Source organism: Arthrobacter sp. D3-16 (genome assembly GCF_054408515.1).
In genome coordinates this window covers 3,577,944-3,603,131 of record NZ_CP096437.1, presented here as the reverse complement: position 1 = coordinate 3,603,131, position 25,188 = coordinate 3,577,944, and the positions used below count along the sequence as shown (strand labels likewise).

22 protein-coding genes are annotated in these 25,188 nt (G+C 63.3%); 8 read left to right on the top strand and 14 right to left on the bottom strand.

All coding sequences use genetic code 11. The annotated features are described in order from the left end of the window. Positions 1-381: 381 nt before the first annotated feature. The 4 genes from M1D32_RS16845 to M1D32_RS16830 all read right to left on the bottom strand — a co-directional run bounded on the left by M1D32_RS16845 (position 382) and on the right by M1D32_RS16830 (position 3,807). The gene (locus tag M1D32_RS16845) at positions 382-690 is read right to left on the bottom strand and encodes a hypothetical protein (protein ID WP_458779760.1); all 309 of its coding nucleotides are present in this window, start codon (positions 688-690) and stop codon (positions 382-384) included. Positions 691-803: 113 nt separating this feature from the next. Next, the gene (gene ftsH / locus M1D32_RS16840) at positions 804-2,801 is read right to left on the bottom strand and encodes an ATP-dependent zinc metalloprotease FtsH (protein ID WP_458779759.1); all 1,998 of its coding nucleotides are present in this window, start codon (positions 2,799-2,801) and stop codon (positions 804-806) included. 98 nt (positions 2,802-2,899) lie between these two features. Further along, positions 2,900-3,199: a DUF4193 domain-containing protein gene (locus M1D32_RS16835; protein ID WP_458779758.1), complete on the bottom strand. Its 300-nt coding sequence runs from the start codon at positions 3,197-3,199 to the stop codon at positions 2,900-2,902. Positions 3,200-3,312: 113 nt separating this feature from the next. Then, positions 3,313-3,807 carry an Hsp20/alpha crystallin family protein gene (locus M1D32_RS16830; RefSeq protein WP_458779757.1) on the bottom strand — a complete coding sequence of 165 codons (495 nt, stop codon included), beginning with the start codon at positions 3,805-3,807 and terminating at the stop codon, positions 3,313-3,315. Positions 3,808-4,114: 307 nt separating this feature from the next. Here M1D32_RS16830 and M1D32_RS16825 point away from each other — a divergent pair, with 307 nt between their 5' ends. The 6 genes from M1D32_RS16825 (at position 4,115) to M1D32_RS16800 (ending at position 7,720) form a co-directional block, all read left to right on the top strand. After that, the gene (locus M1D32_RS16825) at positions 4,115-4,543 is read left to right on the top strand and encodes an Hsp20/alpha crystallin family protein (RefSeq protein WP_458779756.1); all 429 of its coding nucleotides are present in this window, start codon (positions 4,115-4,117) and stop codon (positions 4,541-4,543) included. Positions 4,544-4,819: 276 nt separating this feature from the next. Further along, on the top strand, positions 4,820-5,140 hold the full coding sequence (locus M1D32_RS16820; protein ID WP_458779755.1) for a hypothetical protein: 321 nt from the start codon (positions 4,820-4,822) through the stop codon (positions 5,138-5,140). A gap of 41 nt (positions 5,141-5,181) precedes the next feature. Further along, positions 5,182-5,460, top strand: a complete 279-nt coding sequence (locus M1D32_RS16815; RefSeq protein WP_458779754.1) for a hypothetical protein — start codon at positions 5,182-5,184, stop codon at positions 5,458-5,460. Further along, positions 5,444-5,731 carry a DUF3040 domain-containing protein gene (locus M1D32_RS16810; protein ID WP_458779753.1) on the top strand — a complete coding sequence of 96 codons (288 nt, stop codon included), beginning with the start codon at positions 5,444-5,446 and terminating at the stop codon, positions 5,729-5,731. Before M1D32_RS16815 ends, M1D32_RS16810 begins: the two co-directional genes overlap by 17 nt. Before the next feature lie 833 nt (positions 5,732-6,564). Then, positions 6,565-6,864, top strand: a complete 300-nt coding sequence (locus M1D32_RS16805; protein WP_142060368.1) for a DUF4193 domain-containing protein — start codon at positions 6,565-6,567, stop codon at positions 6,862-6,864. 583 nt (positions 6,865-7,447) lie between these two features. Further along, positions 7,448-7,720: a hypothetical protein gene (locus M1D32_RS16800; protein ID WP_458779752.1), complete on the top strand. Its 273-nt coding sequence runs from the start codon at positions 7,448-7,450 to the stop codon at positions 7,718-7,720. 584 nt (positions 7,721-8,304) lie between these two features. Here the strand turns inward: M1D32_RS16800 and M1D32_RS16795 are convergent. The 10 genes from M1D32_RS16795 to M1D32_RS16750 all read right to left on the bottom strand — a co-directional run bounded on the left by M1D32_RS16795 (position 8,305) and on the right by M1D32_RS16750 (position 22,380). Continuing rightward, on the bottom strand, positions 8,305-9,171 hold the full coding sequence (locus M1D32_RS16795) for a D-hexose-6-phosphate mutarotase (RefSeq protein ID WP_458779751.1): 867 nt from the start codon (positions 9,169-9,171) through the stop codon (positions 8,305-8,307). Next, positions 9,168-10,364, bottom strand: coding sequence for an N-acetylglucosamine-6-phosphate deacetylase (gene nagA / locus M1D32_RS16790; RefSeq protein ID WP_458779750.1), 1,197 nt, complete (start codon positions 10,362-10,364; stop codon positions 9,168-9,170). The genes M1D32_RS16795 and nagA overlap by 4 nt, the downstream gene beginning before the upstream one ends. Before the next feature lie 4 nt (positions 10,365-10,368). Further along, positions 10,369-11,139, bottom strand: coding sequence for a glucosamine-6-phosphate deaminase (gene nagB / locus M1D32_RS16785; RefSeq protein WP_458779749.1), 771 nt, complete (start codon positions 11,137-11,139; stop codon positions 10,369-10,371). After that, positions 11,136-12,197 (bottom strand): ROK family protein, encoded by a 1,062-nt coding sequence (locus M1D32_RS16780; RefSeq protein WP_458779748.1) that lies wholly within the window; start codon positions 12,195-12,197, stop codon positions 11,136-11,138. The genes nagB and M1D32_RS16780 overlap by 4 nt, the downstream gene beginning before the upstream one ends. 12 nt (positions 12,198-12,209) lie before the next feature. Beyond that, positions 12,210-14,006 carry a glycoside hydrolase family 35 protein gene (locus M1D32_RS16775; RefSeq protein ID WP_458779747.1) on the bottom strand — a complete coding sequence of 599 codons (1,797 nt, stop codon included), beginning with the start codon at positions 14,004-14,006 and terminating at the stop codon, positions 12,210-12,212. 62 nt (positions 14,007-14,068) lie between these two features. Then, positions 14,069-15,031 (bottom strand): hydroxyacid dehydrogenase, encoded by a 963-nt coding sequence (locus M1D32_RS16770; RefSeq protein ID WP_458779746.1) that lies wholly within the window; start codon positions 15,029-15,031, stop codon positions 14,069-14,071. Between the two features lie 50 nt (positions 15,032-15,081). Beyond that, on the bottom strand, positions 15,082-16,011 hold the full coding sequence (locus M1D32_RS16765; protein ID WP_458779745.1) for a carbohydrate ABC transporter permease: 930 nt from the start codon (positions 16,009-16,011) through the stop codon (positions 15,082-15,084). Continuing rightward, entirely contained in the window at positions 16,008-16,934 is a 927-nt protein-coding gene (locus tag M1D32_RS16760; RefSeq protein ID WP_458779744.1) for a carbohydrate ABC transporter permease, read from the bottom strand. The genes M1D32_RS16765 and M1D32_RS16760 overlap by 4 nt, the downstream gene beginning before the upstream one ends. A gap of 85 nt (positions 16,935-17,019) precedes the next feature. Continuing rightward, positions 17,020-18,333 carry an ABC transporter substrate-binding protein gene (locus M1D32_RS16755; protein ID WP_458779743.1) on the bottom strand — a complete coding sequence of 438 codons (1,314 nt, stop codon included), beginning with the start codon at positions 18,331-18,333 and terminating at the stop codon, positions 17,020-17,022. A 231-nt stretch (positions 18,334-18,564) separates the two neighbouring features. After that, positions 18,565-22,380: a carbohydrate binding domain-containing protein gene (locus tag M1D32_RS16750; RefSeq protein WP_458779742.1), complete on the bottom strand. Its 3,816-nt coding sequence runs from the start codon at positions 22,378-22,380 to the stop codon at positions 18,565-18,567. Positions 22,381-22,735: 355 nt separating this feature from the next. On the opposite strand from M1D32_RS16750, the gene M1D32_RS16745 reads away from it, so the two are divergent. Next, positions 22,736-23,833, top strand: coding sequence for a LacI family DNA-binding transcriptional regulator (locus tag M1D32_RS16745; protein WP_458779741.1), 1,098 nt, complete (start codon positions 22,736-22,738; stop codon positions 23,831-23,833). A 30-nt stretch (positions 23,834-23,863) separates the two neighbouring features. After that, entirely contained in the window at positions 23,864-24,688 is an 825-nt protein-coding gene (locus tag M1D32_RS16740; RefSeq protein ID WP_458779740.1) for a sugar phosphate isomerase/epimerase family protein, read from the top strand. Positions 24,689-25,188: the final 500 nt, after the last annotated feature.

The following is a 25,188-nucleotide window of genomic DNA, read 5'->3' as shown; positions in this document are numbered from 1 at the left end:
GTGGAGCAGCGGTCCTCACCTGGCCGATATCCCCGCCTCTTTTGAACGCCGATAACGGATATTCCGTCAACCTGCTCTGGCGGGCAAACCCGTGCTTGCGTAATCGCGCGGTCGGAACTGGTGGCGACTCTCGCCCGTCCATGGCTGGGGTCAATTCGGTTATCCACGGTTGGAATTGGGAGCAGTTGGGGGAGCTCCCTGGGAGCAGTAGCGGTGGATATCCGATGAGAATTGTCCCGGGCTGTGGGGCGGGCGGACCTGACCTCAGGTGCAAATGTAGATCAATTCCAGTTGTACCAAGGACCAGGCAAAGGACCGTGTGTCAGCTTTGGGTGTTCTTCAACTGGTCGCGGTCATGGAATGAGACGGTGGTACTGGCTTCTAGTTGTTCTCTTCGAGGCCTCCAGGGTAGTCCTCTTCGTCGTCGAAGGAGGACAGCAAAGCTTGTTCGATTAGGTCTGCTTCCGCAGCGTCCGCTTCAGAGACACCCGATATCCCTACAGACCTCGCACTCGCACTAGGCAGCGCGTCTGCCCGCTGTTCCATGGCATCGGCTTCGGGGGCATCATCAGGCAGCGGGTTTATGACGCCAGCATCATCAGAATCCACCGGCAGGATGGGAATCTGCTGCTCAAGGGCATCCGCTTCCGGTACTTCCCGCGGCGATTCTGACTCTGATCGAATGCTCATTATCTACCTCCTGTTGACCATAGTGATTCTTCATTGCCGGATCAGGCGGGTCGACCACCGGGACCTGCGGCCAAGACTCGGACATGGCTTGGTGAGGGGAAAGCTGGTCTTGGTCACTTAGTGGTTGTCCCGGCGTTTTGGTTTACCCTCTCGTACTCGTCTTTTCCCTTGTGGCTGGGGGAGCGGTCCAGGCCTGCGGCTTCGTAGATTTCCTGTTCGTCGAGGGTTTCTTTTTCCAGGACGCGTTGTGCGAGGGAGTCCAGGCGCCAGCGGTTTTCCTGGAGGAGCGTGAGGGCGCGTTGGTGGCATTGGTCCACCAGCGTGCGTACTTCTTCGGCCACCGTGTCCAGCATGCCCTCGGATACGCCCGCGGCGCGTGGGTCTCCTTCTTCCGGTAGCACCTGGACAGGGCCGATGCGTTTGGACATGCCCCAACGCCCCACCATCATCCGGGCCAGATGGGTGCTGGTCTGCAGGTCGCTTTCGGCGCCTGTGGTGACGACGCCGAACACAAGGTCTTCGGCGGCCATGCCGCCCAGTGCGCCAACGATCCTGCCTCGTAGGTAGTTTTCGTCGTACCCGTACCGGTCGGTGTCGGGGGTGGAGAGGGTGACGCCGAGGGCGCGGCCTCGGGGGATGATAGAGATTTTCCGGACCGGGTCCGCGCCGGGTTCAAGCATTCCCAGCAGGGCGTGCCCGGATTCGTGGTAGGCGGTGCGCCTGCGTTCGTCCTCGGGCATAACGACGTTCCTGGCGGTCCCGAGCTGGATCTTTTCGAGGGCGTCGAGCAGGTCGCGCTGGGTGACTGCTAGGTGGGATCGTTTCACCGCGAGCAGTGCGGCCTCGTTGACGAGGTTGGCCAGTTCCGCACCTGTCATGCCGGGGGTGATGCGGCTGACCGTGTCGAGGTCTGCGTCGGGGGCGAGCCGGACGTTTTCTGCGTGGACCCGCAGGATCTGCAGCCGGCCGGCCTGGTCAGGGGCGTGCACGGTAATGGAGCGGTCGAACCTGCCCGGCCGCAGCAGGGCCGGGTCCAGGACGTCGGGACGGTTTGTAGCTGCCAGGACAACGATGCCTTCTGATGAGGAGAACCCGTCCATCTCGGTGAGGATCTGGTTCAGTGTTTGTTCCCGCTCATCGTGCCCGCCCACGGTCAGGGAACCGCTTCTCTTGCGGCCGATCGCGTCGATTTCATCGATGAAGATAATGGAGGGGGCGGCATTGCGGGCCGCTTGGAAGAGTTCCCGGACCCGGCTGGCACCGACACCGACCACCATTTCCACAAATTCGGAGGAACTGGCGTGGAAGAACGGGACCCCGGCCTCACCGGCAGTGGCGCGGGCGAGCAGGGTTTTGCCGGTCCCCGGCGGGCCGCTGAGCAGGACACCTTTGGGTGGCTTGGCCCCGATCGCCTGGTACTTCCGGGGGTCTTTGAGGTAATCGACAACCTCTGAAATTTCGGCTTCGACTTCATCGATGCCGGCGACGTCCTTGAAGGTCACCCGGACCTTGTCGGGGTCTACGGGCTGGAACTTTTTCCCTGCCCCGAAGCCGCCGCCCATGCCGAGCATGCCTGACTGCTTTTTGAACAGCCACAGGTAAAACAGCACCAGGAGCACGATGGGGGCAATGGAGATCAGCAGGTTGGCAAGGACACCGCGTTCACTCACGAGCGGGGTGGCGCGGACAGTGACGCCGTTTTGTTCAAGTTCGCTCAGCAGGTTGTCGTCGGCGAAAAGGGGACGTTCAGTCGTGAACCGGGTGTAACTGTTCCCGTCGCTGCCGGGCAATGACTTTTCGGTCCGGAGGGTCCCGTCGATGGTCTGGCCCTTGGCGAAGACTTCCGCGATGTTGTTCTCCCGGACCTGTGCTTTGAACTCGGTGTAGGACACGGACACGGGTTTGCCCAGCTGGTCCTGCACTGACAGGGCAGAGAATACTGCCAGATACAGAACGACGATCAGCAGGGTGCGCCACCACCGGCCTTTTTTCTTCCCCTGCCCGGGTTCGTCGGGCAGGCCTTCGGTCCGCCACGGCACTTTAGGCCAGGACCTGAGCGGTGTTCTTGCCTCGTCACGAGGGTTGTCCTGGCGGGTGGCTGAATCGCTCACTATCCACCTCCCGAATATCTGAGCTGTGTTCATGGTTTAGCCATTGGTTTCGCTTACGTCAACCATTCCGCCTCGATCAGGGAAGCGTCACGGGCTGCTCAGCTTTCGCATTCGATGCAGTACTTGTTTCCTTCCGTTTCCCGGGCGAGTTGGCTGCGGTGGTGGACCAGGAAGCAGGACCTGCAGGTGAATTCGTCGGCCTGGATGGGCACGATATGGACGAGTAATTCTTCACTGGAAAGGTCAGCGCCGGGAAGTTCGAAACTGTCGGCCAGATCGCCTTCATCCACGTCAAGGATTGCCGCTGCGGGTGAGGCTTGGTTTGTCTTGAGCTCATCGAGTGGCTGCGCCGCCTCGTCATCGGCCTTTGCACGTGGCTCGTCATAGTCAATGGCCACTGGTCCTCCTCCATGTCATACGCAGGAGCAACATCAGCGGTAAGGGCCCGTCCACCGTGGACTTTCCGGTGCCAGCAGCGGGACAGGCCCTCAGCCACTGAGTACCTTGCGGTTTAGATATTGGCTCCGGCATCTGTTCCGCTGCCACCGGCAGCACTTTCGCCGGTACTGGTTCCGCGGTTTGTTCCGGCTGCGTCCCCGCCACGGGTGATCGGAATCTTCCGCGACGGGCTTTCCTGCTGCTCCGGCACCGGGACCCTGACTTCGAGGATCCCATCGGTGTAGGAAGCGCGGATGTCTTCTTCCCTGACTGCCCCTGGCAGGGCCACACTCCGGGAGAACGTACCGTACCGGAACTCGGAGCGGTATCCGCGCTTGTCCTTGTGCTCGCTCTTTTCCTCATGCCGGACATTGATCCGCAACTCATCCCCCGTCAGGGTGATATCAACGTCCTTGCTGGGATCAATGCCCGGAACCTCCGCTTTGACGACCATGGAATCGCCGTCACGGTATTCCTCTACCCTCAGCCAAGACCCTGCTTCCCCTTCAAGGAACCGCCGGATGGGATCTGCGATATCGACACCGGACCACCGCATCAGATTGCTCATCACGCTGCCTCCTGTCTGCTGCCCAGCCCGCACAGCCGACACGGCCCGGGGCCAGGATCGGATCGAACAGCTTTAAGATACGCGCGCTGCGGGCAGTTGTTAAGCCCCCGGCAGGAAGCACCAGGGGCAAGGTCTGGACCTCTTTTTAGAGCCGCTCACGGTGCTGCCAGAAACTCAGGTGTCCCGGCACAAAGCCAGTTTCCCTCCCCTACCAAAGGCTCTTGCAAATCTTAGGTCGTGGTGCTAAAAAATCTGTATCAGCGGATATAGATCTATCCGGTCAATTGCTGATCAGAGGAGGTATGTCATGTTGATGATGAGCGATCCGTTCCGGCAGCTCGACAGGTTGACGCAGCAGGCGTTGGGCACGGCCGCCCGCCCCGCCGCGATGGCAATGGACGCCTGGCGTGACGGCAAGGAGTTTGTGGTCGCGCTTGATCTACCGGGCGTTGAACCCGGGTCTATCGATGTAAATGTCGAGCAGAACGTTCTGACCATCCGGGCTGAGCGCAAGGACACCCTCGGAGAAGGCATCGAACTGATTGCTTCCGAGCGCCCGCGCGGTGTGTTCAGCCGGCAACTGCTTTTGGGTGAAGCACTGGATACAGAGAAGGTGAAGGCAAGCTACGACGGCGGTGTCCTCACGGTCCGGATTCCGGTGGCGGAGAAGGCCCAGCCCCGGAAGATCGAAGTTTCCTCCGGAGCCGGCCAGCAACAGCAAATCAGCGCCGCCTAACAGGCCGGGAAGGAGGCTTCAGCCCGGCTGCCTCTCGGGCGGTAACTCCCATAGGAGCGCCACCGCGCCTCTTGGCGCACAGGCAGGAACAGGGCAAAGGCATCCTTCCCCCGCAGCGGTCCCCGGTCCCCGCGACCCGGGGACCGCTTCCCGCTCGTGCTCACGCCCGGAGTCCGGAACTGCCGCGGTGGGCTTTGGTTCCAACCGGCGTCCCCACGGCACCGCTTCCAACGACACAGGTAGTCCAGACCGCCAGGCGGCCTGAAGGTGGCAACAATGACCATCCAATATATGAACGACGGTTTCGCCCCGCATGTAGACCGGGGACTCGAAACGGCAAAGACACGCCTTGAACCGAGCAGGCTCGATTGGCAGCAGGACGGGGAGTCCGCAAAGCACTCCCGCGCCCTGGTGGAACATATCCTCGCCCTTGAACCTGAACGCGTCCCTGCCGTCACAGCCGAACTTTTTGCTGAAGCAATCGCTGTGGCGAACGCCATCCGGCAAGCCCAGGGAAGAGGGCCCGTTACGTCATTCCGCGCCCGGGACTTTTGGGAGATCCTCAAGGACCTGATCGACAGCGTCCTCGAACAATAACCACTCACTCCTAATCGCCGGAACGACGGGGAGGGATCAGCATGGATGCAGAACTTGAACAGCTCCGGTCACTCGCGCGAGTGATCGTGACCGCCGAAACCACGCTCGATGCCGCCTACGCGGCGTTGCGGGCCTCCGCGTCGGCTCTGCTCACAAGCGCGTCCGGGTCCCTTGCCGATATCAGTGAAGCCTCAGGACTCAGTGAAGACGAACTGCTCGACCTGCTCACCTCGGGAGCCCATAACAAGGCCCTGGAACAGATGTTTCCTGAGGAATTGCCCGATCATAAAGGACCGGGTCCCCGTGGCGCTGTCGGATGACGAACGCAGGCGCCTTGAAAAGCTCGAACAGGAACTGGCCGCAGCAGATCCTGCCCTCGCCCAGAAACTGGCCGGGCTCACCCACCACAGGGCAACATCTGGAACCTTGTACGGTGTCCTGGCCGCCATAGCCGGCTTCGCGCTGATCATCGCGGGAATCATCACCAAAAGCACTGTCATCGGCGCCGCCGGCTTCCTACTGATGGTCGCAGGCGGCGACTGCACCCTGAACCGCATCCACCCGCCCAAAGGGCCCGGGGAACCACCATGAACAGGGTGGCTCGGTAAGTAATGGCCCGACAAACTCTCGCTTCCGCCCAGCCCCCGCGGCAGCAACTGATGGAAGACCAGTTCCGTTGACGGAACACCCGTCGCGCGGTATAAAACCACTAAGTCAGGCAGCAGGCTTCCTTCACCCCACCAAGGGAGATCGCCTTGACCCCCACTCCCTTCACCGACCCCTTCCAGGGGCAGGACGTCGGTCCGGGATTCCTGGCAAGAGACAAAGCTGTCCGCGAGGTGTTCCGCCGCTGGCCTTCCGTCCCCACCCGGGAGTTGGAACGGATCCGGCACGCACTTCTTCGATGCAAAAACTTGAGGCAAAAAGACAATGCCCATCAGCTCTCAGAACCCGCCATGGCATTGCTGGACCTCATAACGGCTGAGCTGGAGCGTCGGCGCAAACCTGAGCATCCTCCTCAGCCACGCAGCACGCCGAGCAGCAGCCCATGATGGCCGGCCGAACCCTGACCAGCAGGTTGCAGTCCAAGGCATCTAGGCAGGCCCGCGTCACCTCACCACAGCCGTTAGGGATCTGATCAGCGGCGCGTCTTTAGGGGCAAAAAGCCGCGTAAACACTGGCTGACAAAGTTTTTTTAGGCCACTCCCCCACCCAATAAAAAGAGCCGATAATGGAGATTCGGTTAACTTGCCTCTCTCGGCCAAGTCGGTCGGCTACGACGTCGCGCGGGCGTTAGCATAGGCCTTTCCTCTTCCGGTTCAGTAGGGAAGGGGAGTTACAGCACCGCTTTTTGGGGAATTCTTCCCATGTCCTGTACGTTGCAGGACCGGTAATCCACCCCAACAGAGAAGAGATGCACCGCCGTGGCAACCGATTACGACGAACTGCGCACCGACGTTAAGGAGTCCCAGGAGAATTCGCTGGAGGCCCTGAAGTCCGCCAAAGCACCGGATGCCAAGTCTGTAGTTCAGGAGCTCGACGAGGCCGACACACTCGACGGCCTCACCCCGGGCGGCGAGTTCATTGCCGAAGAGCTCGTTGTGCAGGTCATTCCTCAGGCTGAGGATGAGTTCACCTGTTACTCGTGTTTCCTGGTCCGGCACCGTTCGCAGAAGGCGCGCGAGAAGGACGGCCATGCCTACTGTGTCGAATGTGAGGGCTGAGCCCCGCTACTGACCGGCTGTCTCGAAGCATGTCTCGGACAGCATCCGCGAAGAATTTACCCTGCCAACCGCGGCAGGCATGGGGACCCACTTCCGGTCTCTCGGCGAGTCAGAAGGGATGCGCCGGACCGTCCGGTTGTCTATCGGCGAGGAAACCCTTCTGCCCGGGCTTCCAGCTCAAAGACCGGGTTCTCCACGAACCCGTACTGCGGCTCTTTGACCACGCCATGGCGCTGAAGGTCCCGCACAACGTGTTCGCCGCGTGGATGGTCAGCCCGCTGTCAGCCGGGGCGTGCTCCAGACCCGTGGACATGCTGGACAGCATGACGCTGCTCCAGAGCTCCCTCGCTGCTTTCGCTGACAGGTACGGTCCGGTCGAAAAACGACGCGGAACGCCTTGATGGCTACTCTCTTTGGCCAGGCGTGCATGATTCGAGGTCGTCAGCTGGTTTTGGGTTCTGGTCTTCAGCAGTGCGACGTGAGGCTCGACTCTCTTGGAGTGAAAAAGGAATAGGGACGCCTTCGGGCGCCTTGTTGCTGATGGGGCCGCTGACCGTTGGCTGCCTCATTCGAAAGGACCCTCTTGCCCACAGCTTTCATTCCCTTCACCATGCGCGCGTCAGCCCGTAATGACCACCGCGGCACCTTCCGCACTGACATTGAACGACTGAGCGCCGGACACCGGCACTGGGCGCCCCTTGACGTGCTCAGGTCCACGAATACCCAGGCTGTTTTCCGCGGTGCCGTCCCGAAGGGCGCACACACCGCGACTGATGCGAGCCTTGCACGCTTCCTCCAGGACCGACTCGCCACTGTTGACATCCATCTGGACCTCAGCGTCACGATCGAGCGATAGCCGGCCCTAAAGCCCCGGACCACGGTCCGGGGCTTTTCTTGTGCCGTTATGTCACGAGCCCGGTCGGGCCAAAGGAAGGCCAAAGGAGCATCGATCGGCGTGGCGTCAGAATAGGGCGAAATTTCCCTTTTATTGACAGTCGCTCATAATGTTCTCAAATCTCACCCTGACAGTCGAATGGCAGGAAACCGAGGTGCGGTAGCCCGAGAATCAACGAAATAGGCCAAGAATCGGGACTCGATGAGACTCGTTTGCGGCAGGGGCTGACGAAGTCCCCTCTTGCGGCCCGACAGGTGTCTGAGAACAAGACCGAAGCCCCACCGGCAGCTGATCCTCCCTTGCGAGACCGCCTTTACGTCAGGCTGGGGTGTAGTTCAAGCTGAGGGTAACCACGAGAAGGCGTCGCCAAAGGCTCTAGTCAGCAGCTGTACATCCCGGCCTGGCCAGGTCCACTGGTGGTTTTCGGCGGGGGAAGCATCTTGTACGTGGAGCCGGCGGAGGACCCTGGGCGCTGGTGCGGCCAGGACAGCACAGACGCCACTGGCACATCCGGTAAAAATGCGGCACTGGACCCATTTGGTACTTTAGCGGCCGGTGTATTGGGTGATGACCTGAATTACTGATGTGAAGCTGTGTTGTTCGCCTGGGGTCAGGGTGATGGCGTTCTCGTGTACGTTGCCGGGCTCAACGCAGAGGAATGATTGCCAGTCGTCCTCCCCGAGGTCGTGGAGGGAGCCGGCGTCTTGGGCACCTGGGTTCCAGAGGACCCGGCTCCTGGCATCTGGCGAGTGCAGGATGATGTCTCTGTTGTTGGCGTCGTCGTGGATGGTGATCGCTTTGGAGCATGAATACACCCGGTCGATGCCTTGCTCGGTGAAGCGTATGCCTGGTTCCAGGGTGCCGGCGGTGCTGTAGTCCGTGAACGGGGCGTTGTCGAGGCCGGAGATGCGGACGCGTCTGATGTCTCCTACCTGGAAGTAGGGGTGAAGTGCTGGTTCGTAGAGCGCAGGCTGATCGCCGAGGTGCGTCACTTGCAGCGTGATGGTCAGAAAATGGCTGAATTGGGCTTGGAACCGGGCCCGGAAGGGGTGCAGCCATGCAGGGGTGTCCGTGGCCATTGGTTGGTAGTCCAGGTCGAATGTCAGTGTGACGTGTTCCGGGTTTTGATCGACGCCGGTCAGCTGCCACGGAAGCGTCCGGGCGAAGCCGTGGCGGGGCGCGGCTGTGCTGCCGAACCAGGGCAGGCAGATGGGGATTCCACCGCGTATGGGATGTGCGTTGCGGAACTCGTTGCGTGAGCCAAGCCAAAGGACGGGTTCGGCACCGTTGGGCGTCCATAGGACGATCTGGGCGCCTTGGAAGAACACCTGTCCGGTCGCGGAAGGCGCGGAAACGTTGAGGGATTGAAGCTGTTGGTATTCGTCCAGCGCTTTGGTCTGTACGTCGATCACGATTGTTGGATCCCTTCGGCCCAGACGCCGAGTACGTTGTATTCCTGGTCGAGCAGGACAAAGTCTGCTGCTTTACCAGTATTGAGGGTTCCAAGGTCTTGGCGGTCGACCAGGTGAGCGGGTGTGGCGGTCAGTGCTTTGATGGCGGCTTGGGGCTGGAGGTTGAGCAGGGTGACTGCGTTTCTGAGCGCGGTGTCCTGGGTGAGGGTGGAGCCGGCAATCGTGTCGGTTCCCGTCAGGACGGCACGCCCTGCCTCGACGGTGACGTCTGCGCTGCCCAGGCGGTAGTGCCCGTCTTTCGCCCCAGTCGCGGCCATAGCGTCGGTGACCAGGGCGATTCGGCCCGGGGCCGCGTCGAAGGCCATTTTTGCTACGGCGGGGTCTACGTGGACACCGTCCAGAATGATTTCCAGGGATACGGCCGGGTCGCCGAATGCGGCTACGACAGGGCCGGGTGCACGGTGATGGATTCCGGCCATCGCGTTAAACGCGTGGGTGAGCAGGGTGGCGCCACGGGCGAATGCCTCTTTGGTGAGTGCCATGTCCGCGTCGGTATGGCCTACTGCCACGGTGACTCCTGCGGCGACGAATTCTTCGATCGCGTCAAGGGCGCCGGGCAGTTCCGGGGCGACGGTGACTTGGCGGAGGGTTCCACGAGCTGCGTCGAGGAGCCGGCCCACCGCTGCAGGGGTGGGATGTATCAGGTGATCCGGGTTGTGGGCACCGCACCGGGCGGTGGCGAGGAAGGGTCCTTCGAGGTGGGATCCGAGGATCAGGGGGTTGGTGTCCGCCAGGTCCGCAACTGTGTTCAGGCTGCGGCAGAGCTCATCGAGAGGGGCGCTGACAAGGCTGAGAACGGAACGGGTGGTGCCGTGCGCCCGGTGGACCGCCAGTGCCGTCAGGATGTCCTCGGGTCCGGCGTCAAAGGACGCTCCGCCGGCTCCGTGACAGTGCAGGTCGATGAACCCCGGTACGAGGATCCCGCCGCTGCCGTCCACGACTCCCCGGGCGGCATAGGCGTGCCAGCCGGTTCCCGAGCCGGTGGCGATAATCGTGCGGTCCTGGATTGCCACCCATCCGTTCTCTACCGCGCCGTTCGTATCCAGGAGGCGTGCGCTGTGCACGATGAGGTCGCAGAGAACACCCTGCCCCTGCCGGGCCGTGGCTTTCTGGGCGAGGTTTTCCGAGAGCATCGGGTTACCGCTGCCAGAGGGGCAGGTTCTCGGCCACGTATTTGTAGTAGGCAGCGCCTTGAAGTTCTGCGGCGGCCTCTTCATCGAGGATTACCGTGGCCTGTGGGTGCATTTGCAGCACCGAGCCGGGACACATGGCGCTGACCGGGCCTTCAATGAGACCGGCGACGGCCTTTGCCTTCGAACGGCCCTGGGCGATCAGCACGACTTCCTTCGCGTCCATGATCGTGCCGAGGCCCTGGGTGAGGCAATGCGTTGGGACTTCGTCCGGACTGGTGAAGAATCGGGCGTTGTCTTTGCGCGTCTCAGGGGTGAGCGTCTTGATCCTGGTGCGTGAGCTCAGGGATGAGGTTGGCTCGTTGAAGCCAATATGGCCGGTGGAGCCGATGCCCAGCAGCTGGAGGTCGATTCCCCCGACGGCGGTGATGCCTTCCTCGTAGCCGGCGCATGCCCCTTCCAGGTCTAGGGCGGTCCCATCCGGCACGTGGACTCGTTCCGGGTCCAGTCCGAGGGGCTTTGTCACTTCACGGTCAATGACTGCGTGGTAGCTCTCGGGGTGGCTGGGGCTGAGCCCCACGTACTCGTCCAGTGCGAAAGCGGACACAGCCGATAGGCCTTCCGGGCGCCGGGCGGCCAATTCCTGATAGACGGGCAGCGGAGAGGATCCGGTAGCGACGCCGAGGACTTTCAAGCGGCCGCGGCTGATGCGGTTCTCGATGATATCTGCGGCGTAGGCGCCGATATCGGCGGAGGTCTTAAGGATGGCGATTTTCATGAGTGTCCTTGGTCGTTCCTGATGTCGGGTGTCAGCTGCGGGCTTGTGTGCTCTTCCAGCGGCCGTGGTGCTTCGGCGGCGACATCTTCAGGGCTCCAGCTGGCGCCTGCGTCCGGGGAACCTGCCGCCCGGAAGCCAAGGATCGCGGCCCCAATTTGTCCCGCCCGTGGTCCCAGCAGTGAGCGCCGCAGTTCCGGCGGGCGGCGCCAGCCCAGGAGCGATGACATGTTCTGCCCGAGTGGGTGCAGGAGTGTGTCGCCGGCTTCGGACAGTCCGCCGCCGATGATGATCGTTCTGGGGTCGGTGAGCAGGGTGACGGTGGCCAGCGCCAGGGCAAGGGCCTTAATTCCTTCGTCCCAGATGCTTGCACCGGCTTCGCCTGCCCGGCCGGAGGCGATGTCTGCCGCGGTCAGGGCAGGATCTCCTCCACGACCGCGGTATCTGCGGACGAGGCCCGCGCCGGAAAAGTAGGCTTCGAGGCAGCCGCGCTGGCTGCAGGTACATGTTTCGCCGCCGGGAATGACGGGGATATGGCCCAGTTCTCCGGCGGAGTGGGTCGCGCCTTTGACGACGGTGCCGTCGGTGATCACTGCTGCCCCGACTCCGGTGCCGATGGCGACGAAGACCGAATTTTGGCCTGGAGACGCTGGCAGGAGGCGGGCTTCTGCCAGCCCGGCGGCGCGCGCATCGTGGCTGATGAGAACGGGAAGACCAAATTCTGCGGACAGCAGGTCCACGACGGGCATGGTGGTCCAGCCCAGGGATGAGGCATATTCGACAATGCCGGTGTCGGAGTTCACCAATCCAGGAGTCCCGACGCCGATGCCAACGGGATGCAGCCCGCGCCGGAGTGATTCGGCCCTCAATGCCCTGAGGATCGCCAGTGCCCGGTGCATAACACCTTTACCGGGCCGGCCCGTGGGGACGGTCTGCGTGATGAGGGTGCGGCCCGCGGTATCCACGGCCGCGCCCTTGAGAGTGGTTCCGCCGATGTCCAGGGCAAGGGCCACCTGCTGTGAAGGCGCATGGCTGTTCCATGGTGTTGTTGCTCTGCTCATGATGGGTCCCGGCTACAGTTCCGCGGCGAGGATTTTTCCCGTACTGGGGATACCCAGTTCAGGCTCGGCACGAAGCTCAACCTGCGTGCCCTGCTTTACCAAGTCCAGGATGTGAATGCGGTTGGTCCCGGCGTGCAGGAGGGGAGCGGGTACATACAGGGTGACCTGTGGCCCGGCCTCCTGGTAGCGGCCCAGGAGGAATCCGTTAACCCAAACGAACCCGTTACCGAAGCCCGGGAATGCCAGGTACGTATCGGCAGGTGCGTCGATGTCCAGGGTTGCCGAGGCGAGGGGTTCGAGTTCTTCTGCTCCCCATCCGGCCAGCGGAATCGGAGTCTGGGTCCACTTGAACGTGCGCCGCTGATTCACGAGCACGCCGTCCAGGATTCCCTTGCCCTGGCCGATCAGCGGGCCGTAATTGATCCTGCCCCGGTTCTCCACCAGGATCTCCAGCTGAACGGGTGATCCCGTCCCGGTGAGAAGAAGCCCGTCGGCGGCATTGTGGTCATCAAGGATTCCGGCGAAGCTGCCGTCCACCCAGATGTAGGCACGGTCTGCCAGGCCCAGGATCCGCAGCGGGGTTTCCGCCGGCTCGTCCGGCCTTCCCGGGAGGACTGGATGCGCGGAATACAGAACCATCCCGGCGTCCAGCCCCAGCTGCTCAAAGGTCAGTGGAAGGACGCTGCTGACGGGACGGCCGGCTTCGCGCAGGAGCGGAAGCAGGGGTTTGCCCGCGGCGACGGGCAGGGACTGCGCCGGAAGTACCGGCGCCGGTTCCAGGAGGGCGGGCGGGAGCGGCGGAGGATCGGCGATTCCCCGGGCGCGGAAGAACTCAGCCCGCAGCGCGTGGTACTTCTCGGTGAGGGCGCCGTTCTCTGCGATGGGAGCGTCCGAATCGTAGCTGGTGGTGGTGGGCTGGAGTTTGCTGCCGTCGTGGTTCGCGCCGGAAAACAGCCCGAAGTTGGTGCCGCCGTGTGCCATGTACAGGCAAATGGAGCCGTCGAGGTCCAGGATTTTGCCGACCTCGACGCAGGTTTCGGTGATGTCGCGGACGTGATGGTTTTCCTCGCCCCAGTGGTCGAACCAGCCTCCCCAGAATTCCACGTTGAAGAAGGGTTCCCCGGGGCGGCGGCGTTGCCAGGTTTCCACTGCTTCATCTCCACGGGAGCCCAGGGTGGCGGCCGCCCAGGTGCCGTCCAGGGCGCCGCCGTCCAGGAAGTAGTCGGTTCCGCCGTCGGCGGTGAACAGCAGTTCGGTGATGCCGCGCTGTTCCAGTGCCTGCCTGTTCCAGCGCAGGTAGTCCTTGTCGTCGCCGTAGCTGCCGTATTCGTTCTCGATCTGCACGGCGACGACGGGGCCACCGTGCACGGCCTGCCGCGGCACGATAATGGGCAACAGCTGGTCGAACCAGGTTTCGATGGCGCCGGTGAAGACGGGGTCCATGCACCGCAACCCGATTCCCGGGGAGCGGGTCAGCCAGGCCGGCAGCCCTCCGTTGTCCCACTCGGCGCAAATGAACGGACCCGGACGGACGATGACGTCCAGGCCGACCTCGGCTGCGGTGTCGATGAAGGCACCCAGGTCCTGCCAGCCACTGAAGTCAGGTGCACGGTCCTGCCGCGGCTGGTGGAAGTTCCAGGCCACGTAGGTGTCAACGGTGTTGGCACCCATCGCCTGGAGTTTGAGCAGCCGGTCCCGCCACTGTTCGGGGTGGACCCGGAAGTAGTGGATGGCTCCAGCAAGAATCCGGTGGGGCTGATGGGACCGGAAAAGCTGGCAGTTTTGGTAGCTCAGGATGGGCTCGGGCAACGAAATTTCCTTACGACTGCAGGACGCGCTGACTGCGCGTTGACTCTTGGGCGTGGCTTGCCTCAGGCGGTGTGGGAGAGGACTTCTGCTTTGACCTGGTTCAGGAGGGGCCTGCCTGCGATGAACCGGGTGACTTCGCGGTACGCGGCTTCCCCGAGCCGGTGCAGCTCGTTGCCCTGGGACCCGGCGATGTGCGGGGTGAGCACCAGGTTAGGGGCGTCGAAGAGCGGGGAATCCTCCGGTAGCGGATCGGGGTCGGTGACGTCGATGACGGCGTGCAGTCGGCCGGCCTCGAGCTCGGCCGTCAGTGCTGCCGTGTCCACCAGGGATCCCCGGGCGGTGTTGATCAGTGTGGCGCCGTCGCGCATGAGGGACAGCGCGTCTTTGTCGATCATGTGGAAGGTTTCGGGGACTTCAGGTGCGTGCAGGGTGACGACGTCGCAGGTTTTCAGCAGGTGTTCCAGGCTCGCGGGGCGGGCATCAAGGATGCCGTGCTGCACGAACGGGTCGTAGAAGACGACGTCGATGTCAAAGGGTGCGAGCAGGTCGATCACTCTTCGGCCGATGCGTGAGGCGCCGACGATGCCGACTTTGAGGCCGTGGTTGCCCCAGCGCGCGGGCTCCACCTCGAAGGGGCGGTATTTGCGGCTCTCCGTATATCTCCGGGCCAGTTCCAGGACGCGCTTGCCGGAGAGGAGGATCATGGCCAGCGTATATTCGGCCACAGGCAGGGCGTTGGTATCCGCGCCTGAGGTGACCGCGATGCCGCGGTTGAACACCTCGTCGGTGGCGAACTCCTTGACCGAGCCTGCTGTGTAGATGACGGCTTTGAGGTGGGGCATCCGGTTCAGGATGTCTTCGTCGAGCTGGGGGCACCCCCAGCAGCCGATGATGAGTTCGATGTCCTGCAGGGGGTAGTCCGCTGCGTTGGCTTTGGTGAGCAGGGCCGGTTGCAGGTCCACCACGGTTTTGAGGTCTTCGAACACCGGTGGCGTGAAGAGTCTTTCCGGGAGGTCGTTTTCCATGGCGAGGACGGCTTTGGGCCGCCCCGGGTGGGACGGGTGCTGGTTCGTTGTTATTTGAGGGCTCCTGCTCCGATGCCGGCTTTCCAGAACCTCTGCAGGGAGATGAAGAGGATGATGACCGGGATGATGGTGACGAGCGAACCGGTGACGACGAGTTGGGCGTATTCGGGATCGGCCAGTGTCCTGCCGTGCCAGGAGTAGATGCCCAGCGCTGCGGGGAACAGGTTGGTGTCGCTGAGCATGACCAGGGGGAGGAAGAAGTTGTTCCAGATGGCGCTGAAGGTCATGAGGAACAGGGTGACGATTCCGGGCTTCATCAGGGGCGCTGCGATGGTGAGGAAGGCCCGGAATTCACCGGCGCCGTCCAGTCGTGCGGCTTCGATGATTTCCTTGGGCACGTAGCTGGCGCTGAACATGCGGGCCAGGTAGACGCCGAAGGGGCTGGCGATCTGGGGCAGGAAGACGCCCCAGAAGTTGTTGACCAGGCCCAGGTTGGAGGCGAGCAGGTACAGCGGCATGGTGGTCACTGCTGCGGGCACGAGGACACCGACCAGGACGAAACCGAACCAGCGTTCCTTGCCGGGGAAGTCGAATTTGTCGAAGGCGTGGCCGGCGAGGAAAGAGACGGCGACGGAGGCGCAGGCGCCGAGGCCGGCGTAGGCGGCGGTGTTGGCCATCCAGCGCAGGAAGGTCCCGTTTTCCCAGGTGAACAGCTGGATGAGGTTTTCGATGAGGTTGAACTCGGCGAAGGAGAACCCGGAGGTGCCGTAGAGATCTGAGGTGTTCTTGGTGGATGCGACGATGAGCCAGGTCAGCGGCAGCAGGGTGTAGAGGCAGAACAGGCCCAGCATGATGTTTACGGCGAGTTTGGAGGACCAGGCGCTCCTGGGCTGGCGCTTCCTGGGCGCCGCTGCCGGGGGCAGGGGTGCTGGCAGGGCAGGGGTGCCGGTCGTTGCCGGTTGTGTGGTGAGGGGGCTCATGATTCCACCTTTGATCCGAATTTGGTGACGCCCCAGGACAGTGCTCCGATGAAGACGGCAAAGATCAGGGCTGTTGCTGCCGCGTAACCGAAGTCGTGCTTGTCGAAAGCGGTCTGGTAGATGAACATGTTCGGGGTCCAATTGCTGTCGATGGATGTTGCCCGGCTCTTCAGGAGCAGTGGTTCGGCGAAGAGCTGCATGGCGCCCACGACGGTGAACAGGGTCGCGACGCTCACGGCGCCCATGATCATGCGGGCTTTGATGGCGAAGGCTGTGCGGATGGGTCCGGCGCCGTCAACGGTGGCGGCTTCCAGGACTTCCTGCGGTACGGCCTGCAGGGCGGCGTAGAAGAGGATGACGTTGTAGCCGGTGTGCAGCCAGATGGTGATGTTGGACAGGGAGAGCAGGGCGGCCAGGTGGCTTCCCATGTCCCAGCCGGCGCCGGTGCTTTCGTAGATGTCCACCAGGGGGCTCACGCCGGGGGTGTAGAGGTAGACCCAGATGACGGCGGCGATCAGGCCGGGGACGATGTTCGGCATGTAGAACGCCAGGCGGAAGAAGGATTTTGCGCGTGCGGCGGCAGAGTCCAGCAGAAGCGCAACGACCAGGGACAGGCCGATCATGACGGGGATGTAGAAGATGCAGTAAACGGCGATGTTCAAAAAGCCTGCCAGGAAGGCCTGGTCCTGGAGGGCCCGGGCGTAGTTGGCCAGGCCGTTGAACACCCGTGCTGTCCCGCCCAGGCCCAGTCCGCTGGACTTTTCGGTGAAGAGGCTCAGGAATGCTGAGTATCCAATAGGTGCGATGGTGAACGCCAGGAACAGCACGAAGAACGGAGCCAGGAACAAGAAAGCGTGGTTGCCTGACCGGCGGCGTGAACGGCGTATGACGGTGGAGCGGGCCGTTGTGGTGGCGCCTGTCATGACTTTTCCCTTCGAATGGGTGGCACTGTGTGGGCCTTGGCCAGCCCGCCGCCTGGGGGAAGGCGGCGGACTGGCCAAGGGGTCTTTACTTGACGGAGATTCCGCGGTTCTTCAGCTCTGAGACCGTGGCTTCCTGGGTGGTGGCGAAGATGTCGGTGAGCTTGGTGGTTCCAGCCTTGACCTTTGCGCTTTCGTCGGTGAGCTTGGCCAGGGTGGTGGCCGTGCCCGGTCCCCATACCCAGCCTTCGGGTACTGCTGCCAGACCCTCTGCGGCGACGTCGTAGATGTTCTGGCCGCCGAAGAAGTCAGGGGCGAAGGCAGCGGAGGCTGCCTTGCGGGCCTCCTCGTTCACGGGGAAGACGGTGGAGGTGCCGCCGGCGATGCGTGCTTTGATGCCTTCAGGGTTGGTGGTCATCCACTCGATGAACTTCACGCCTGCTTCTGCCTTGGTGCTGTTCTCGGAGATTCCGAAGGTCGAGCCGCCGTAGAGCGCCGAAGCGGGCTCGGAGGCTGGTGCCGGTACCGGGGCGACGCGCCACTTTCCGGCCTGGTCGGCGTAGGTGGACTGCAGGCCCGCGCCGTACCATGAGCCGCTGATGACGGAGAGGAGCTGACCGGCGGCCTGCTTCTGCTGCAGCACCGGGGCATCCTCGGTCCAGAGGAGTTTGGCGTCAACGAGGTCCTGCTGGACCTTCAGCGCTTCCTTGGTTTCCTCGGTGTCGATGTCCACCTTCCAGGAGTCGCCGTCCAGCGCTCCCCACTTGGCGCCGTTCTGCCAGGCGAGGGCTGCGTACAGGGCCGGGTCGCCCACGGCGCTGGCGCCGATGCGGACGTTCGGATCGGCTGCCGCGACCTTCTCGGCTGCGGCCTTGTATTCGTCCCAGGTCTTCGGCACCGCGATGCCGTACTGCTCGAAGAGGTCGGCGCGGTAGTACATCTGCAGGACGCCTGCGTCCAGCGGAATGGACCAGGTGGATCCACCGAAGTTCACCAGGGACTGGATGGATTCGGAGAAGTTGTCCTTGACGAGGTCGCCGGCTTCATTGCTGATGTCCTTCAGGACGCCCTGGCTGGCCATTTCGGCGACGCGCGGGTATTCGACGGTGATGACGTCCGGTGCGTTTCCTGCCTTGACCTGGTTCGTCAGCTGCGGGTAGTTGTCCTTTGAGCTTGCGACTTCGTTGAAGGTCACGTTGACGTCGTCCTGGGCGGCGTTGAATGCGTCAACGACCTGCTTTGAACCCTTCAACCATGACGAGAAGGTGATTTCCACCGTCTCCTGCTCGGTGGGTGCAGGCGATGCGGTGGTACCCGCTCCTGTTCCCGAGCAGCCGGCGAGGAGTGCTGCTGAGAGCATTCCCGCTGCAATGACGATGCTTGGTTTGCGACTGCGTGGCATGAAGATTAACTCCTAGTAGATGTGGCCCCACTCACAATGCTGAAACACCGCGCCTGTCCAGTCAAGCGCAGATGAACAAAACGATCTGTTTTGCTGCCCAAACGAAAGAAGCGAAAGAGTGCGACGGCGGCCGGCCTTCAGGCAGGCCCATTGGAACACAAAAAGAGGCGGACCGGATCGTGTGATCCGGCCCGCCTCTTTCGGGCAGGCAGGTACTGCTGGTCGTCGCTGTTAGACGGCGATCCGGAGCGTGTCCGAGGTGGACGGTGATACGGAGGTAGTGCTGTTCCCCTCGTAGGTCGCGACCACCGAGTACGTTCCCTTGGGAAGCGGGGGCAGGGTCACCAGCCCCATGCCATTGCTGTCGACGGTTCCGGTGGCCGTGAACTCTCCGGCAGTGACCACAACGGGGCCACTGGGGTTACCGCCGGCGGAGGAGACGCTGATGGAGACGTCGTACTCCTGCCACGAGACACCGGTCTTGCGCTTCACCGTCGCCGTGGTCGTTGTTGCGTAGCGGACCGTTGCTGCTGTTGACGCGGCCGGGGTGCGGAGCCCGTCTTCTCCCGTTGCGGTGACAACAGCCCTGATTTCCTGGCCCTGGTCCTCAGCGGCCAGGGTGTAGGCCGGAGCGGTGGCGCCGGGGATGTCCTGGCCATTGCGCTGCCACTGATAGGAGAAGGTCAGCCCTGTTTCGTTCCAGGTCCCCTGGCTGGCATTCAGGGTCTGTCCGACATCGGGTGCCCCCGTAAGGGCCGGGGCCGTAAGGTTTTTCGCAGCGCCCGGCTGGTATCCGTTCAGGTTTGCCATGTCGATCGTTGCCCCGGACACGGTGACCGATGATCCTTGCGTTGAGGCGGCAGGGATTGAGGTGCCCTTGCCCACCGCCAGGACGATGTCGAACTCCGCGCTGGTGCCTGTCCGGGTGATCCGGAAGGAACCGTCGGTGAAGGCGGCGGTGGCCCCTTCGGCGTTCTGCAGCCAGCCCCGGAGCCAGGATCCGCCCTTGTGGAAGGTGAACTGGATGTTCGTGCCGATCGTCTCGAAGTCCACCGTGACCCCGGCTTCGGGCGCCAGTTGCCAGGCCCAGGTGTGGCTGGCGGTGTCGGTGAAGCGGTCGCGGAACGCGAGCAATGCATCTGCGTCGCCGTGGTCGGTCAGGTCCACTGCAGCTTCGCGGGTGGCTGACGCCACCTGGAAGTTGCCGCTGCCATCGAGCGAAACGTAGCCGCCGCCCTGGCCCTCGTAAGACCGTGAGGCCAGCGTGCGGCCGTTGCCCTCCGCCTGGCCCGGGTTGTTGTCCACCAGGACCCGGGAGTACTTGTTGGCCGCGGTGACGGACTTTGCCGGCTGGGCAGCCCAGTTTGCATCGTGGCTGATCATGGAGATCCCGAACGTTTCGTCCCCTGCCCAGCCGAGGTGGGAGTGGTTGCGGTTGTTCAGCTGGACCAGGACGTCGTCCGCGTCAACGATGCGGTTGCGGAAGGAGTAGGACCCTGCCGCGTCATCCAGGATTGCCGGGTACACCTTGGCCGGGTCGTAGCCCTCGCCGGCCGGGATCGATTCGGGCCAGTCGATGAGTCCCTGGGTGATGAAGCCGGGGGAGTAGAACGGGCTGGTGGAGCGGTGGCCGTTGACCCTTTCGAAGATCTCGATCATCGGGGCGAGTTCGCCGGGTTTGGCCTGGCCCAGGTACAGCGGCCAGGCGGTGGAGTTGTTCGCCGCGGCAACACCCCACTGGAGGCGGTTGTTGGGCTGCCGCAGGGAAACCGTGTGCAGCAGGAGGTTGGCGGTGTCCGGCGTCAGCCATGCCTGCCTGAGGGCGTCAATTCCGACGTCCAGGCTGCCGCGGATGCCGGGCATGGACATCATCTGGGTGTAGTCGAGATACTCCAGTCCCTCCTGGAACCAGCCGTGCCCGGTGTGGGCGGCTTCCAGGTGCCGGCGGAGCTGGTCCACCAGGGTGCCGATCCGGGTGTCCCGCATGCCGTAGCCGGCATCGCCGCGGACGGCCAGGTGCTGGGCCAGCTCCGCGCCACGTACAACGCCGACCCAGTTACTGGCCTTGTCCGGCAGGATGATGTTCGGGTGCTTTGCGAATTCGAAGAAGACCGCCGTCCGTTCGAAGTATTCGACGGCGAAGGCCCGCTGGGCGTCCGTCCAGCCGTTGTAGGCCCAGTCGTACGTGATCGCCAGCTGGGATACGGGGTTCGCGGTGTCCAGGTCCTGCTTGGCGGTAAACGGGGTGGCGTTGGCGGAGGCGACGAAGGCGTCGTAGGCCTTGGCGGCGTAGCCGGAGTCGCCGGTGATCTGGTAAACGAACGCGGCTTCGCGGGCGTACCTGTCAGCGGACGAGCCGAAGGTGGCCACGCCGCCGTCGACCCTTGCCTTGATGGTCTTCCATGCGTCCTGCGGGGTGCCGGGAGCACTGATGAGGCGGTTGATCTTGGCCAGCACGTCGGTGTTCAGGCCGATGCGGGGGTGCGGCAGTGCGGCCCGGGAAGCGGTGGCAAGGATGCCACCGTTGGCATCAACGAGGGCGAAATGGCTCGCTGCATCCTGGATGGATGTTCCGCCGAAGCGGGTCAGGTCCGTGGCCGCTGCCCGTGTGCGGGCGAGATTGGCTGCAGTGATGGGTTCGGTGTCCGCGACGGCCGTCAGCGGCAGCGGAGCGTTTCCGGCCGCCCGCCAGCCAAGGTGAGTGCCGGCCGTGTCCGTTGTGACGCTGAGGTAGCTCGTGGCCGTGGTGTCAGCGCCGGGGGAGAGGATCGCGCTTTCGTTGGTGCGGGCCACTTCTGCGCCCGAGGCATCCCGGGCAACCACAACGTACTTGTATTCGGTGGAAGGTAGCCATTGGACGTCCGTGGCCTGCAGGAGGCTGGCCGGGACGGTGCGGATCAGGGTCGACGCGTCGACCGTGAGTGGTGATCCGGCCGGTCCGCGGTGGATGGCGAAGCTTGCCGGTGTTCCGGTGGGGGCAGCAACGGTCCAGTTCAGGCCGACGTCGCCGGCCTCCGTGGTGGCCGTGGAAAGCCCTGCTGTGACGGTTGAGGGGGAGATTCGGATCTCGTCGATGTCCATGGTTCCCTGGACTGCGTCGTTGAAGGCGTGCAGCCGGATCCTGGTGGCGGCCGCCGGGATGGTGAAGAGGCCTGAAGATTTCTGCCAGCCCGAGGTCGGGGTGTTCCGCCCGATAAAGGTGGAGCCGCCGCCGCCGTCGAGGACGTCGATCCGCAGGCCCGCCTTGCCGGTGCCGGAGATGGAGGCGATCCGGCTAAAGAATTCTGCCTGGAACGTGCCCCCGCCCGGGGGGAGGGTCACGTCCTGGGTCAGCGCGAGCCTGCTGGAGGTGGTGTCGGTGCTGATGCGCAGCGCGTTGGTTCCCGCGTAGCCGTCCGTTGTGCTGACCGTGCCTGTTCCGGCCGCGTTCCAGCGGCTCCAGGCGTCCGGGTTGGTTCCGGTAAAGGCCTCGAAGCCTCCGTTAGTGGCCAGGTTTGAGGCTTCATCGTAAACGGAGAGGTCGATGTCATCGAGCTGCATTGAGCCCTGCATGCCATCCACCATCGGCTCGACGCGGACCGTGGTGGCCCCTGCGGGGACGTCCAGGTGTGCGGTGACCTGCCGCCACGCGGCGGCGGCATCGGTCCCCAGGAACTGGGTGGGCGTGCCGGGGAAGGTCACACGGACACCGGCCCTGCCGGTACCCGTGAGGGTCGCTTTCTTCTGCCAGAAGGTCAGGCGGAGCTTCTTGGCCGTTCCGGGCACCGCAGCGTCCTGGACGAGGAAGCCCCGGCTGGTGGTGGTGCCGGTGGCGATCTGGACAGCGCCGCTGCCGTCCCGACCGGGAACCTGGGTGTAGGTGGCCGTGCCGGAGGGCGTCCACGTCCCCCATGACGTGGGCCCGGATGGACCGAAGGCCTCGAAGGAGGCGTTGGTGACAAGATTAGGATTGGCAGCCGTGGCGGTTGGACCCGCCAGGGTGGTACTCAGGGCAACAACGGTCAATACCGCTGCCAGTTGCCGCATTCTCTTCAAAGCGGGTTTCATAGTCTTCCTGCGGATAGGCCCGCCACGCGGGCAGGGTGCGGGTCCCCCAAAGAGGAACACCGTCGCAGGGCCCAACCCATGCCGTAGGGGCCGGATCAGCATGGAGAAACAACGCGGGCCTGCATGTGGTGCACATCACCACTTGGGGATTTGGCGATGCTACAGGGGCGCTACGCACGGGATCAACGAAACAGATCATATGATCGCTTTTTTGGTATTCCGGGTCCCCCTAGACGGCCGTTCCGTAATGTCGTCCTCGGTTTTGTCCTGCTATTTCCCGGCCAGCGGGGAAATCGTGGGAGTATGATCAAATTGATCAATCAGTCATCCGGAGGGGTTTGCGTTGGCGCGGAGTGTGACAGAGAGACGGCAGGCGATTCTGGAGATCGTCCAGAAGGAAGGCTCACAAGTCGTTCTGGAGCTGGCCGAACGCCTGAAAATTTCCGCCGTGACGATCCGCCGGGACCTGGAGGAACTCGCCGCGCAGGGCCTGGTCCACCGGACGCACGGCTCAGTTGCCCCTGCCACCGAACCCGCATCGGCGGCGCTGGACGGGCCAAAAACCATCGGTCTGGTAGTACCGCACAGCAACTACTACTTCGACGGGGTCATCGCCGGCGCCAAAGCCGCTGCGGCATCGGCAGGAGCACGGCTGGTCCTGGGCGTCTCGGACTACGACAAGGCCACAGAAATGCACCAGGTCGCCCGGCTCACGAACAAGGGTGTCGACGGGCTGCTCATCGCCCCCACTCCCGATTTCATCACCGGCGAACTCGACGCCGAGCAGCAGCAATGGCTGGTGTCCCTCTCCGTTCCTGTCGTCCTGGTCGAACGCCCGGTCGCGTCCACGGGCGTAGCGTCAATCCTGGACTCCGTCAGCTCCTCCCACTCCGCGGGAGCTGCCCTCGCGATCCGGCATCTTGCCGAACTGGGCCACCGCAAACTCGTCAGTGTCATGATCTCGGGCCCCAACACCCCACAGGTCCGGCAGGGATACCTGTCCGCTGTGGAGTCGCTGGGCCTGCAATCCCTGGGAGTCATCGATGAAGGCGGGGCAGGCTCCGAGGATGCCGCCGGACTGCTCCTGCAGTCCGTCCGCGACGGCGCCACAGGTATCTTCGTCCACAACGACCAGCTCGCTGTGCGCTGCATGATGTGGCTGGAGGACGCAGGCATCGACGTCCCCGGGGAGGTTTCCCTTGCCGGCTACGACGACGTCATCGCCGGAGTAGCCCACGTACCACTGACCGCCGTAGCACCTTGGAAAAGCGTGGTCGGTCACCGGGCGGTCCAGCGGCTTCTCAGCCGCATCGCGGAAAGGGAACCAGCAGGGAATTTCGGCCGCCCAAGCGAGCCCATGGCCACCGAGCACCTCGAGTTCGTCCCTCGGCTGCATGTACGTCAATCAACAACCGAACCCTCGTTCCAGACCAGCGCCGCAAGCCGTGGATAGGATGACCGGAACCGGCCCAGGACTGAACGCATGAAACTCGCTTTTTCCTCCCTCGGCATGCCCGGAGCGGGCATCGACGAGCTCATCCGCTGCGCCGAAGAAGGAAAAGCAGACGGCCTGGAACTGCGAATCACCGATGGCGAGGCCATCACCAAGACCATGCCAGCCAAGGCTCAACAAACAGTTAGACGGCGTATCGAAGGCGCCGGCCTCACGCTGATAGCCATCTCCAGTTACATCAAAATCTGCTCACCCGAGCCCGACACGGACGTCATCCGCGACCTTCACGAAACACTCGAACTCGCCGCCGCCCTTGGTGCCGGCGGCATCAGAATCTTCCCCGGCGCTGACCCTGGCAACGGTAAGGCCAAGGACTGGGACGGCATCGCCGCCCGGCGGCTGTCAGCCGCAACGGAGGTTGCGGCATCCCTGGACGTTAAACTGCTGCTCGAAACCCATGACTCCCACCCCACCGGGACAGACATCGCCCGGATCCTGCGCCTCGTCGAACCCAGCGGAGCCACAAAGGCCATCTGGGACGTCCTCCATCCCTGGCGGCACGGGGAACAGCCTGAGGACACTGCCAACGCACTGCGGGGATCCCTGGCCTACTGCCAGTTCAAAGATGCCATCATTGGGGCCGGACCCGATAGCGTCACTCTCACCCTTCCGGGCCAAGGCGCCATCCCGATCGCCGCTATCGCAGGTAAGGCCGAGAGGATCAGCAAAGACCAGGGCGATAAAACGTTCTGGGCCTGCCTCGAATGGGAGAAAGCCTGGCACCCCCATCTCGAAGAACTCCCAAAGGCCCTCACAGCCCTCCGCGCCATCCTCATGCCCAAAGCAACACCGTAAACAGTCACCCGTTTCGAGCCGGAACCGATAATCCCGGGGCGGGCAACAAAACGCCCCTCAGACATGACTAAGGAGCGAGGACTGCCATGAGCACTCCCCATTTTGATGCCTTTCTTGCACAGTCCACACGCGAAGAACGTGACAACGAGGCGGGACTGAACCCTGATGAACTTTACGGCCTCTATATCAGCTGGTGCCTGCTGAACCAGGAGGAACCCCAGACACCAGAGGCCCTTTTGGGCGGCCCTAAAAGCCCGCCACATCACCCCCGCGGACAACCAACTGGTCATGACAGGACCCGCGGCCGCGGACTACATCATCGCCAGCGCACCTGCCATCGTCTGAACACACCTCGAACCGGCCTCAACTCGTAGTCCCACGTTGAGTCGTATAGACATCCGCAGGGTGCCTCGAGAGAGTGTAGGCCCCAGACGGGTTCGGCGCGGCCTCCCCCGCCCATTTTCGAAGGCCGATAACGGATATTCCGTCAAGCTACGGCA